9 protein-coding genes are annotated in these 12925 nt (G+C 36.9%); 1 reads left to right on the top strand and 8 read right to left on the bottom strand.

All coding sequences use genetic code 11. The features are described from left to right. Nucleotides 1–65: 65 nt before the first annotated feature. Nucleotides 66–443: a LysM peptidoglycan-binding domain-containing protein gene (locus tag AC3RVF_RS06850; RefSeq protein WP_489689682.1), complete on the bottom strand. Its 378-nt coding sequence runs from the start codon at nt 441–443 to the stop codon at nt 66–68. A 209-nt stretch (nt 444–652) separates the two neighbouring features. Between AC3RVF_RS06850 and AC3RVF_RS06845 the strand changes: the two genes are divergently transcribed. Beyond that, on the top strand, nt 653–1285 hold the full coding sequence (locus tag AC3RVF_RS06845) for a fasciclin domain-containing protein (RefSeq protein ID WP_489693069.1): 633 nt from the start codon (nt 653–655) through the stop codon (nt 1283–1285). 52 nt (nt 1286–1337) lie between these two features. Here AC3RVF_RS06845 and AC3RVF_RS06840 read toward each other — a convergent pair whose 3' ends face one another. From AC3RVF_RS06840 to AC3RVF_RS06810, 7 genes are all read right to left on the bottom strand, one after another. Then, nucleotides 1338–1997: an ATP-binding cassette domain-containing protein gene (locus AC3RVF_RS06840; RefSeq protein ID WP_489689684.1), complete on the bottom strand. Its 660-nt coding sequence runs from the start codon at nt 1995–1997 to the stop codon at nt 1338–1340. A 297-nt stretch (nt 1998–2294) separates the two neighbouring features. Beyond that, nucleotides 2295–5579: an amidohydrolase family protein gene (locus AC3RVF_RS06835; protein ID WP_489693068.1), complete on the bottom strand. Its 3285-nt coding sequence runs from the start codon at nt 5577–5579 to the stop codon at nt 2295–2297. Between the two features lie 18 nt (nt 5580–5597). After that, a complete protein-coding gene (locus tag AC3RVF_RS06830; protein WP_489693067.1) occupies nt 5598–6170 on the bottom strand; it encodes a YdeI/OmpD-associated family protein in 573 nt (190 codons plus the stop codon). Beyond that, nucleotides 6163–7767, bottom strand: a complete 1605-nt coding sequence (locus AC3RVF_RS06825) for a M1 family metallopeptidase (protein ID WP_489690123.1) — start codon at nt 7765–7767, stop codon at nt 6163–6165. Before AC3RVF_RS06825 ends, AC3RVF_RS06830 begins: the two co-directional genes overlap by 8 nt. 134 nt (nt 7768–7901) lie before the next feature. Then, the gene (locus AC3RVF_RS06820) at nt 7902–9233 is read right to left on the bottom strand and encodes a M28 family metallopeptidase (RefSeq protein WP_489693066.1); all 1332 of its coding nucleotides are present in this window, start codon (nt 9231–9233) and stop codon (nt 7902–7904) included. 120 nt (nt 9234–9353) lie between these two features. Further along, nucleotides 9354–10217, bottom strand: coding sequence for a TolB-like translocation protein (locus AC3RVF_RS06815; protein ID WP_489693065.1), 864 nt, complete (start codon nt 10215–10217; stop codon nt 9354–9356). Nucleotides 10218–10368: 151 nt separating this feature from the next. Next, nucleotides 10369–12840 carry a TonB-dependent receptor plug domain-containing protein gene (locus AC3RVF_RS06810; protein WP_489693064.1) on the bottom strand — a complete coding sequence of 824 codons (2472 nt, stop codon included), beginning with the start codon at nt 12838–12840 and terminating at the stop codon, nt 10369–10371. Nucleotides 12841–12925 lie beyond the last annotated feature (85 nt).

Genomic DNA, 12925 nt, shown 5'->3' with positions numbered 1-12925 from the left:
TTAAGCAATATAAAATCCGCCAGTTTTTTAAAAACTGGCGGATTTTTTTATGTTTTAAATTCAATTTATATATTCGGAATCACTAATTCATCACCTGGGTGAATTAGATCTGCAGATTTCAATTTGCCCTTATTCGCTTCATAAATAGCGTTGTATTTACTAGCGTTACCATAATATTGCTTTGCAATTTTACCGAGTGTTTCGCCACTTTTAACCGTGTGGTGTGCAAAAACAGAACTATCAGCAACTGATATATCCGCCATAATATCGGTCGGGTTTTCTCCGCCAACGCGTTTTATTTCGTCCCAAAGTAAGTTTTTCTCATATTGGTTTTTTGCAGTACCATAAACTTTTAACTGGCCGTTTTCTTCTTTTACATCTCCGTTTTGAATATTGAGCTTTTCACCTAAGTCCAAAACGCTTTGATATTTCGATTTAATCATTTTTAAAAAGTTTTATTGTTATTGTCTAAAGATAGCATTTTATCACCATCATTTTTTTTCATTAGTAAAAATTTAATAATACGAACACATCGTTGCTAATCTTCTTAAAAATTTACAAAAAATTTAACTAAAGATTAGATTCAATTAGTAAAATAATCGCTGCACTTGGAATATCTTTGATATCAACATTTAAATCAACGAAAATAATTATGAAACTAAAAACAATTGTAATGTCTCTAGCAGTAGTAGCAATGCTTTTTGCAAGCTGTGAAGACACAAAAAAGAAAGAAGCTGAGGCTCAAGCTAAAGCAGAACAAATGCGCATGGAGCAGGAAAAAGATTCTTTAATGAAAGTTGAAGAAATGAATACTGCTAAAATGGCTGAAATGGAAGCTAATTCGATTGCTGCAAAAGCAATGGGTAATTCAGATTTGTCAACATTAGTAAGTGCTCTTCAAGCTGCTGAATTGGCTCAAACCTTAAAAGCAGAAGGTAATTACACAGTTTTCGCTCCAACTAACGAGGCTTTCAGCAAAGTTCCAAAAGCAACTATGGACAATTTGATGAAGCCAGAAAACAAAGCAAAATTACAAGGCTTACTTAAATATCACGTGCTTCAAGGTAAAATGAATTCGACCGATGTTTTGGCTAAAATTAAAGAAGCTAAAAACAAATTGGACGTTACAACTATGAACGGTGAAGTTTTAACTTTGTCTGAAAAAGGTGGTAAAGTAATGATTAAAGATGCTAAAGGAAATACAGCTACTGTAACAAGTGCTGATATGGATGCATCAAACGGTGTGGTACACGTTGTAGATAAAGTGCTAATGCCAAAAATGTAATTCAACAATTTTGAATGATTTAAAAAGCTCCAGAAATGGAGCTTTTTTTATGTCAAGATTTTAGATATTCAAATGATTTTAGATCGTCCTTATTTTTAATTATATGGCTTTCCCCATCCTTTATTACTATATTCTTTGTAGTTATATCTAAAACGTCTTCGTAGTAATGATCGGTTAAAATGATTGCTTTTTCCTTCTTCAATTTATTGAGAAATTTTTTGATTTCAACTTTATATAAAGGTTCGATCATTGAAAATGGTTCATCTAACATTAAAAATAGATGGCTAAGGTTAGCTATCATTAAAACTTCAAAATATCGTAGTTGCCCCATAGAAAGTTCGCCTACTTTTTTATTAGCGATTTGTGCAATTAGTGGATCATAAAAAATGGCATCCTGCTTTTCTTCTTCAAAATATATAGGAATAAGATCGCGCACCTTTATATTATTTGGTAAAAACGGATGTTGCGGCAAGTAGGCAATTTGTTTGGCTATTATGTTTTGTGATGGTTTAAAATTTACGCCATCTATTGAAACTCTAATTAAATTAGCCTTTTCTGTACCGAACAGCATTTTCAGCAAAGTAGATTTCCCACAGCCATTTCTTCCGAAAATCCCCAGAATTTCACCGGTATTCAATGTGAATGAAACCCTTTCAATAACCACTTTATTGCCAAAGCTTTTTGCCGCGCTATGTAATTGTAAAACTGCCAAGAAAATTTTTTAAGATTAAAAGTAAAACTCCGATTATCGGTATTCCCAACATTAGGTTTATTAAAAACGCAACCCCCATTAATTTTTTACGGGTAATTCCCAAATTGAAATAAAAATAAAATTGATCTTTATAGAATATACTAAACCCCAACATACCGAAAATAGGCCCGAGAAGTGCAAAAAGTAATAAGGCCCACAACAAACCTCCAAAGGAAAGACAGACCAAAGTGAAGGCCGCTATAAACGGAAAAATGGTTTTATAAAACTGCCAATATGCTCGGTACATTTAATTTTGAATTAATGACAACTGCAGCCGCCGTCCATAAATCCGTGGGTTTCCTGATGCCATGGAAAAGCTTGGTTATAATTGTCCATTTCCCAGAAAAATGGAAGACGACCTTTAGGATTGTTTCCAATTTCATTCATAGTATCAGCATCGTATAATCTACCGTTTATCATTACCATTTTTATAGATTCCGTATTTTCAATGTTTTCTAATGGGTTTTTGTCCATCACGATTAAATCTGCCAGTTTTCCTATTTTTAAAGAGCCAATACTTTCACCCGCACCAATATATTCAGCTGAATTTATTGTTGCAGCTTTTAATGCTTCCAGATTGCTCATTCCGCCTTGTTGTAGCATCCAAGTTTCCCAATGTGCGCCCAAACCTTGTAATTGTCCGTGTGCACCCATGTTCACTTTTACACCAGCATCGCTCAAACTTTTTACGGTTTCTGAAACTAAAATATGACCGTTTTTGTATTCTTCCTGCGGGGTTTTCATTCTGTGACGCGAGCGGCTATCAATAATACTACGCGGACTAAAAGTGAGCAACTTTTCATTTTCCCAAACATTATCGCGTTCAAAGTAGAAATACTCTCCGTTCATTCCGCCGTAATTCACAATTAGAGTAGGGGTATAGCCCGTTCCGCTTTTGCTCCATATTTCCAAAATATCTTTGTAAACGGGCGCCACAGGTATGTTGTGTTCAATACCCGTATGGCCATCAATTACCTGAGTTATATTATGATAAAAAGTAGATCCGCCTTCTGGTACTACATTAATTCCTAATTCGCGAGCTGCTTGTAACACTTGCTGGCGCTGATCGCGGCGCGGTTGGTTGTAGCTTTTTACACTTTTTGCTCCGAAGGCTTTCGTGCGGCGAATACTGCTTCTTGCGTCTTCCAGATTATTAATTACAGCTTTAAAATCGCCATCGGCGCCGTAAAGAATGAAACCAGTTGAAAACAATCGCGGCCCAACCAATTGTCCGCTTTTTTGAAGTTCCGAAAGTGTAAATACAGTTTCGGTATTTGCAGAAGGATCGTGCGATGTTGTTACGCCGAAAGCCAAATTCACTGTAAAAGGCCAATATTGTTGCGTTGGCAAACCATATCTAAAAGCGCCAACGTGGGCGTGCGCATCAACCATTCCGGGCATAATAGTCTTTCCTTCTGCCGAATAAATTTTAGCGCCAGACGGGACTGAAACTTCAGCAGCTTCACCAATGGCTTCTATTTTATTACCGTTTATTACGATGGTTCCGTTTTCAATTACTTTATCGCCTTCCATTGTAATAATTCGTGCATTGGTGAATGCAATCCTTCCGTTTGGTTTATCAACGTTAGCTTGCAGACCAATTTTTGTTCCTTCCAAAGTAATTTCAGGTACTTTTTCTGGGGAGCCATTTAAAAAAGTAAACCTATTTTTTAATTCATTACTGAAATATTCATCACCCAAAGTCCACATTATTTTTTGGCTATTTGGCGACCAATGTATATTTATTCCAGCATCTTTGGCGAGCTGTGAAACTGGAACCGCTTTCGATTTATCATCCAAGTCAATAGTTTGTCCGTTGAGCACCAAAGGCGCCACAAACAATTTGTGAAGGTTTGTAAAAGCTATCCATTCATTATCTGGACTTGGAATTAATCTATTGGCGTATTTTGAAGTGAGGTGCGTTTTTTCGTCATTTCCACTAAGATTTACGCTGATGAGTTTCTTTTCAATTTCACCAAAATACGTTCCCCCAGTTTGTAGAAAAATTCGCTTCCCGTCTTTGCTAAACATTGGGTATTCACCTTTGTCAACAACAAATTTTACATCGCTGCCATTGGCATTCATCGTGTAAATACCAGTATTTTTAGTGTATGTGAAACCTTGGTCTGTATTGCCTTTTTCTTTTCTGAAAACTATTTGCGTTCCGTTTTGCGAATAGGAAGGCGTTCTGTAAATTCCTTTTTCTGAAGTCAATTTTACCGGAGTTCCGCCATTTGCCGAAATTTTATTAATTGCACCTTTTTCCAAATCATTCCAAGTAACGTAAACTATATCGGAACCATTGGGTGAAAAAGTGGGTTCGAATTCAAAATCTTTACCGTTTGTTAAACGCTTTGGTTCGCCGTTTGGCAACGATTTTTTATACAAATGCCCCAAGGCACTGAAAACAATAAACTTCCCATCTGGGGAAGTAATTGTATGGCGAATCATTTTCGGAGTAAAAGTTTCAGTTTCAATTTTATTGTTGAAATGAACCGTTTCCGCCAATTCAATTTTCACATCAACCGTGAATAGAATGTCAGTAACAGCCAATGAACTAACATCAATTTTATTAATTTTTCCTCCGCTCCAAAAAATGATTTCTTTGTCGTTTGGCATCCAGTTAAAATTAGGATAAACCCCAAAAAGCGCCCAAGCTTCCTGTTGGTCTTTATTCAATTTATCATAAATAGGGTATTCTTCGCCAGTTTCTAAATCGTGGATAAATAGCACACTTTTAGTGCGCACTCTTTTTACAAAGGCAAGTTTTTTACCGTCGTTAGAAATTGTTGGTCGCGCGGCACCGCCGGGTCCGCCAGTTATTGTTTCGGTTTCGCCGGTTTCAAACTCGTATCTTTTTATAACATATATTTGATCGTTTGGATCTTTGTTGTATTGAAAATATCCGCCGGGATACACGTCTTCGCTGTAATAAAGATATTTTCCGTCGGGTGAAACAAAAGGTTCATTTACATCCTGCTGATCGTTTTTTCGTTTTGTGAGTTGCAAGCCGGAGCCGCCAGTTTTGTGGTATTGCCACATTTCTCCAGCACCCAAACTTCTTTCGGAAGAAAAATGCTTTCGCGCAATTAAATAGTTGCCATCGGCGGTCCAAACGGCGTTATTCAAAAGTCTAAAATCTTCTTTGGTAATTTGCTTTGCATCGCTGCCATCTGCATTCATTACCCAAATATTGTCACCGCCACCAGCGTCGCTAGTAAATGAAATTTTAGTGCCGTCGGGGCTAAATCTCGGCTGAATTTCAAAAGGAATTCCGGTTCTAATTGCTTTGGCTTTTCCGCCAGAAATAGGCATCGAATAAATATCGCCAACCATATCAAAAACAATGGTTTTCCCATCGGGACTTACATCAAGATTCATCCACGTGCCTTCATTTGTTGTGAAGGAATGCGTTTTATAGTTGAAATCTTTGCCGGGATTGGCGACATCCCATTTTGTTTCATCTTTATCTTTTTCCTCTTTTTCTTGGGCGTAAAATGATGTTGAAAAAAGAATACAGACTACAAATGGAAAAATTTTCATGATTAAAGTATTTGGCGGTTAATTTCTTGATTTTATATTTTTTGCGCAGAGATCGATAATTTCTGAAATCCTTTTATTGCGGGTTTCTTCTCGTTTGGCTTGGTTTAGCCAATAAAGATAGCTTTTTCTATAACTTTTACTGAAATTCTCAAAATTCACAAATGCTAATTTGTTCTTGTTGAATTCTTTTTGAAGGTCTGCAGGAACTATTAAATTTTCCACATCGTCCAATGCCGTCCAACTACCATTTTTCTTGGCTTCGGCAATTACCTTTTTCCCGTTTTTATGAAGTAAGCCTTCTTTTTCCAGCTCTTTCAAATGCGATTTGTTGAGCGCACTCCAAACACTTTTCGCGTTTCTTGGACAAAAGTACTGTCGTCGCTTTCCATCGCCAAGGCTTTTCGAGGTACTGTCTATCCAGCCATAACAAAGCGCAACTCTTACTGCTTCTTCCCAACGCATAGTGGGGATTTCTGTTTCCAGTTTATAAAAAATTAAATAGACCCCTTGCGGAAAATCCTCATGGTTCTCGTGCAGCCACTCGCGCCAAAGTAAATCTTCCTCAAAATAAAGGACAGGTTTTTCAGCCATTACCTAATTTTTCTGAATTTACATAAAAATCCTTTTTTATCTCTATTGTATTAATGGTTTCGGGAAATTGCTTTGTCTGCCATTCTAAAGTGGGTGTTATCCATACTTCTTTGCCATTAACCACTGTGATTACTGGCATTTCGAAATTTTCAACAATTTCAACATATCTAAATTTCAAGTTATTGCCGTCTATTGAATATTCCACTTTTGGAATCATTATCGTCCTTAAATATTGGTTCCAAAAAGCTGAAAGATCTATTCCGCTTTTTTCACTGATATAGTTTTCAATTTGCTTCGTGGTTACATTTTGATGATAAAATTCATTATTTAAACCTCTTAAAATCTGACGCCATTTTTCGTCATCTGCAATCAATTGCCTAACGGTATGCAGAATATTAGCGCCTTTATAATACATATCGCTGCTTCCGGATTTGTTTACATTGTAATGCTCACCAATAATAGGTTTATCGTTTACAACATTATTGCGAACGCCAATTACATATTCCGAAGAAGCCTTTTTTCCGAAAAGATAATCCACGTAAATATTTTCAGAATAACTGGTGAAACCTTCGTGAATCCACATATCAGCCACATCTTTATTGGTAATATTATTGGCAAACCACTCGTGACCGCTTTCGTGAATTATGATGAAATCGAATTTCATTCCCCAGCCAGAACCAGACACATCGCTACCTAAATAGCCATTTGCATAATTATTGCCGTAGGTTACACTGCTTTGATGTTCCATTCCCAAATAAGGCGTTTCCACAAGCTTGTAGCTGTCTTCGTAAAAAGGGTAGGGGCCAAACCAATGCTCGAAAGCTTCCATCATCATTGGGGCTTGTTTAAATTGTTCCTTTGCTTTGGCTTCATTTTCGCGAAGCACATAATAATCCATATCTAGAATTCCTTTTTCACCTTTGTATTTATCGTCAAAATGTACGTAATCGCCAATATTAATGTTTACGGCATAGCTATTTATGGTGTTTGTTACTTCCCAAATCCAAGTTTTTGACTCTTTGTTTTCTATCATTTCTTTTAATCGGCCGTTGCTCACATCCATTAAATCTTTTGGGGTTGTAACTGCGATAGTAACTCCGTTGTCTGCTTCTTCGGAAGGATGGTCTTTGAGTGGCCACCAAACGCTGGCGCCAATACCTTGGTTGGAAGTTGCAATAAAATGCTTGCCGTTGCTGTCTTTACTCCAAGTAAAACCACCGTCCCACGGCGGACGTTTTGCAACAACTGGCTTTCCGGAGAAATAAATTGTTATTTTCTCTTCTTTACCCTTTTTCTGCTTTTTCTGAAGTTTTAAAAAGTGAGCGTTTCCTTCGGAAGTAAATGAAATCTCTTTTCCATTTTGAAGAATTTTATCAATATTCATAGGGCTTTGCAAGTCAATTTGCATTACGTTATACGGTTCTAAAACTTTATAAGTAATTGTATTGCTTCCTTCAATAGACTTTTTAGAAGGGTTTACCGTAACATTTAAATCGTAATGCATAACGTCCCACCAAGCGCGCTCTGGGGTAATGCTACCGCGAAGGGTATCTGCGCGGGTAAATTCTTGTGAAACAGAAGCAGTGGAAAGGAACATTAAAAATGCGAGGGTGAACATCCCCTTTAATCTCCCTTCAAAGGGGGAAATGGTTCGTACTTTGATTAAAATTTTAGGCATATTTTTTTTATTTCTATTTTAATTCCTTGAGTTTTTAGAGGAGGTTATTTGATTTACCTAAACACCGAATTCGGAAAAACAACAACACTTTCAAAGCCATCTTTTCCAACGGCGGCTACGCCAAAAAAGTAGTTGTCTATTACAATTCCTTCTAAGGTAAATTCTGAAACATCGCCCACGTTGCGGCTGTGGTCCCAAGTTGGGCTGGTGGTATCTCGCCAATATATTTTATAACCTGTGGCGCCATTTACTTTGTCCCATTTTAATTTTGCAGAGGGCTCTACAACGCCACCAATGGCAATATTTTTTGGCGGGGATGGCGCCCACGCAAGACTTGCCAAGTTTATTGCGTTTATGGCAGTAAGTTTTGCGGCGTAGTCAAAATTCACGAATTTTAGCATATCGCCGTATTCAATACCATTTTCGGTGCGAATGTCTTGATGCTGCTGATTGTAATTTTCGTGGGCTTCCATAATTCTGATTCCGGCCCAGCCTAAATCGTTAAACGGACGGTGGTGACCGCCACGGCCAAAACGATCTAATCTATAAATCATCATCGGGTTCATTTCTGGCATATATGTTTTCGTAGTTTTATAAACGTAACGCGCTAACTGACGTGAAATACCATCAACTTCACCACCGTAAAAACGTCGCATTTGGCGTTCGCGTTCTGTTTCGGTTGGGGGAACGGGCTCGCTGAAAATTCTGAAATCGCGATTGCTAATTACACCGTTTACGCCTTTAATATTGCCGATCATATCATTATTGAAAACGCCAATTATTTCCCAGCCGTTATTTTTGGCGTAATCTGCAAATCCTTTTCCGCCGAAAAGTCCCTGTTCTTCGCCGCTTAATCCTAAATAAATAATGCTGCTTTCAAATTTATATTTTGAAAGTACGCGAGCCGCTTCAATAGCTCCGGCCATACCGCTAGCATTATCGTTTGCTCCGGGTGCGTCTTTTGTAAAATCGCTTCCGTCACTATTTCGTGAATCGATATCGCCGCTCATAATTATGTAACGATTGGGATATTTTGTTCCTTTTTGAACGGCTGCAACATTAACAATCCAAGTGTCTTGGGGGATTCTATTATTGCCATCAGCTTTCACTAAATCTTTTTGATAAAAAACATTTAGGCAATTGTTACAATCTTTTGAAATGGTTTCAAATTCACTTTTAATCCATCTTCGCGCCGCACCAATTCCGCGAGTGTTACTAATCGTGTCGCTAAAAGTATTGCGGGTGCCGAAATTGGCTAGCTTGGTTATATCTGCTTCAATTCTTTCCGAAGAAATAGAATTGATAATTTCATAAATTTTCTGATTAGTTTGCGCAGTAGATGCAATTGAAACGCATAAAATGAAGAGTAAACCGAGTATTTTCATAGGGAAGAAAATTTTAGCTAAAAATACCAAAAAGAACCACTAAGACCTACTGGCTCATAAGAAAACCTAACAGTTTATATAAACTGTTAGGTTTTTGATTGAAATAAAACGGCGTACTACCTAATTTTCATCAACTACCGCCAATATTTTTCCGTTCGGACTGATTGCCATTCGGGATATTTTTTTTAATCCGTATTCTTCAAGCGAAGCAACTCGAGTCCATTCAGAATCGCCCAATGTGTCGTACATATACAGTTTATTTCCGCTGCCAATCAAGATTTGTGTATCGTTCAGCCAAACATAATCCTGAATTCCGATAGGTAATTCTGTTACAAAATAGCTTTCATAACTTCCCATTTCTAAAATATAAACATCTAAGTTTCCTTCATCATTCACTAGTGAATAGCTCATCGAACTTGTTTTCGGAACTTTTTGAATTCCTCTTCCAGCATTTCGGAAAATAGTATCGGTGGTTTTTGTTGACAGATCTATTAAAACTAAATCAAGAGAATCACCGTCCAAAACTGTAGCGAGAATTTTCTGATCGTTGTAAAAAGCAAAATAGGCCACTTGTAAATCCTTAATTAACTCAGAAGAAGTGCCTGTTTTGGCACTGTAACGATATAAACGTTGCAAGCCGTCTTTGTCGAGTCTAACGGCAGCAAAATCTTCATTTGAAGGGAATTTTTGTGGAGAATATTCGCCGCCTTCCGTTTTAGTATTGACCCACTTTTTTAGTTTTGAATTTAAATTATATTCTGAAATATCTGTTTGCCCCTCATTATTCGCGGCAAAAACAAGTATTTCATTCGAAATAAAAAAGGGTTGATTGTCATACCCTTTGTTGTTTGAAATATTTCGCGCATTCATAATCTCTAAACCTTCGTACGCGGGAGCGATATTAAAAACGTATACTTCGGTATCATTTTGTGCAAAAGTGATTTGAGTTGCGAAGAGGATAAATAGGAAAAGGAGCTTTTTCATTACTATTCAGTTTTGAGTCAAAAATAACAAACTCTACGCCATAAATTGGAAAAAAACCAATCCACTTGTGATTTTAAGACTTTTTATGATTTAAGTTATATTGAACTGAAAATTTATTTTTTTGAATAAATACTTGAGCGATAAAAACGAGTTATTCAACTTCAAGAAAGGAAGTGTTATAAAATGGAATTCCGTCTTCAGTAATTCCTTCAATTTCTATTTGAAATTTTCCTTTTACATCACTTGAATAAAAAACAAGCTCGGTTTTTTTATAACCATTATTTACGACACCCGGTTTCCAAAAAAGCGTGGTGCGTATGTCTTCGCGACTAATGTTTCTATCTACCAATGTATAATCGGGCGCATAAAATTCTCTGGCTTCATAAAAACCTTCGGATTTGAAATTAATGGACCCCAGCTTTTTGTTTGTTATATCAATCCCTCTACCTGATCCTTGTTTTGTATAGATAGCAATAACACCTTGCGCTTTTAAACCGTATGCCGCTGATGCTGGCCCAACGTTTAGAATATCTATAAAGTCAATATCGGCTTGATGGATTGAGCGTGCAACGCCTAAATCAACCTCAACATTATCAACATAATATGTTGGTTTTAGACCGCGAAGATTCACTTCGTAATCCTGTGAAGTTTCGGCACCGTATTTACTACCCACTCGAATTCCAGGAACATTCATAATTAAATCCATAAAATTACCTCCTCCATTTTGCCCCAATTCATCAACTACAATTCGATGAGAGGGCGCAAAGGATCGCGTTCTTTTTTCTCTTTTAGCCTCTGCAATTTCTTCTTTTGTAGTTACTTTTCCTTCAATTTTTACTTCATCCAAAAGTTCTCTTTCCTGGTCGAATTCAAAATTTCTGTAAACATTGAGCCGCGTTTTTTTTCTATAATTTTCAACGTTGGCAATTTCTAGGTTTCGATTGAAGGGATTTACGATTCTATCAGGAATAATGGTTGGTCGCTGGGCAGGCGGATCCAATTTAATATTGGTGTCTGTATAATTGGGTTTTTCTGAAGAAAGGTCGGCCCCAGCTTGTAAAAACACGTCTATAGTATCATTAAACACAAACGGCCCGTAAGAAAAGTGACCCGTGTTATCGGTCATTTCGGCTTCTTGATAAAATCCTTTTTTTCTAAACGTAAGTTTTGTTTCGCTAACTTTATTTTGGAATGGCGATTTCGCATTTAACGTGTAGCCGCCTATAAAAAATCCAACTTCTGGTTTAAATTCCTGAGGCGAAGAATTCTCTAATAATGCTTGCCAAGTAAATCGTCGCCATCCTTGGGTGAGCATTATCAAATCTAATTGTTGGTTCTTTTTAATAGTGTCGCCAGCCGTGAAAAAGTAGTTTGGCGATTTTATTTTGCCTTTAAGGTCGGAGTTCAACAACAAATAGGTTTTAATGTTTTCGGCGTTGTTATTCGGTTTTATTAAAGTTGCATCTGTTACCGAAATGGAAAGCGTATTTGGTACCAATCTACCTGCTTGGTTATTTACCGCAATTTCCAGATTTATACGGTCGCGAAGACCTGTGGTTGAGCCATTTGTTTTATTAACTGAAAGTGAAAGCATGTTTTCTTTTTTAATATACACCAAACGTTCCGCAACAGGTTTTTCAGATTCATTGAAGAGTACAATGTCTAAAACGCCTTCAACCAAATCTACCGTAGGAATTTTTACTAATAGCGACTTTGTGTCGTTATTGAGCGTATAATCAAAAGCGGCTAAGCCTCTTTGTTGGCCTATGATTAACGCATTCTTTAATCCTTCTTTTTTATTTGTAGAAACATTAATTATTACTTCTTTATCGCTGAGAGTGGTGTTCATAACATACCCTTCGGAAAGTGGAAGGGGCAGCGGGTAGAGAATATTTTCGTCACCATTACTTATTACAGCACGGTATTCTTTGCCTGGTTCAGGTTTTAAAAAGAAGGATCCAAGCCCAAACTCAAGTGTTTTAAAATCGGTTATTTTATTGCCTTCCGTATCTTCAATGAAGCCAACAACGGGACTTGCCGATAATTCGGCATCCTTAATTTTTACAGCTACTTTACTATTTATTCCATTAACCAAATATCCACCTTCGGGATAAAACCCAATGTCTGGTAATTCCAGATTCTTGGAATCTTTATCGTCTTCTGATATTGATAGATCTGAATTTAAAGCAAAGACTGGAATTTCCTTTTTGAAAAAATAATCCCGTGACTGATTGCGCATATAATTGGTAAATGCACGTAACATATAAACGCCTTCGGGCAGATTGACAGGCAACTTAAAGTCTCCGTCGGCGCTTAAGGATTCTGTAAATAGTTTTCGGTCGCTGATTACTTCGTTTTGTTCGTTAATAAGCTCTACATAAATCACTTTGCTTTTTGTGCTTTTTTTATGCGTAACACCATTTACGAGATACGTATTAAACCAAATACTTTCACCAGCAGTGTAATAAGGCCTATCTGTTTGGATGTAGATTTTTTCGGGAAAATGTTCGGTTGTGTATTCTTTTAGCCGATTGAGAATTAAGAGTTTCAATCCAGAATTTTCACTTAACGTAAAAGCAAGGCAAAGAAAAGAAAGTGATATAATAAAAAGAATTTTTTTCATCTTCCCTAAAGGATATATAGAATTTAAATTTAAGGATTATAACCACAAAAAAAAAGATCTGACGAGTTTTAAAAACTTGTCAGAT

Source organism: Aequorivita sp. IT1183, from assembly GCF_058068265.1.
The sequence above is the reverse complement of the archived record's forward strand: the minus strand, read 5'-3'. Positions and strand labels throughout refer to the sequence as shown.

Bases quoted from the DNA above. Each gene is read 5' to 3' on its own strand.
- AC3RVF_RS06835 (WP_489693068.1), bottom strand. From the start codon at position 5,579: ATGAAAATTTTTCCATTTGTAGTCTGTATTCTTTTTTCAACATCATTT.
- AC3RVF_RS06810 (WP_489693064.1), bottom strand. From the start codon at position 12,840: ATGAAAAAAATTCTTTTTATTATATCACTTTCTTTTCTTTGCCTTGCT.
- AC3RVF_RS06820 (WP_489693066.1), bottom strand. From the start codon at position 9,233: ATGAAAATACTCGGTTTACTCTTCATTTTATGCGTTTCAATTGCATCT.
- AC3RVF_RS06845 (WP_489693069.1), top strand. From the start codon at position 653: ATGAAACTAAAAACAATTGTAATGTCTCTAGCAGTAGTAGCAATGCTT.
- AC3RVF_RS06850 (WP_489689682.1), bottom strand. From the start codon at position 443: ATGATTAAATCGAAATATCAAAGCGTTTTGGACTTAGGTGAAAAGCTC.
- AC3RVF_RS06830 (WP_489693067.1), bottom strand. From the start codon at position 6,170: ATGGCTGAAAAACCTGTCCTTTATTTTGAGGAAGATTTACTTTGGCGC.
- AC3RVF_RS06825 (WP_489690123.1), bottom strand. From the start codon at position 7,767: ATGTTCCTTTCCACTGCTTCTGTTTCACAAGAATTTACCCGCGCAGAT.
- AC3RVF_RS06815 (WP_489693065.1), bottom strand. From the start codon at position 10,217: ATGAAAAAGCTCCTTTTCCTATTTATCCTCTTCGCAACTCAAATCACT.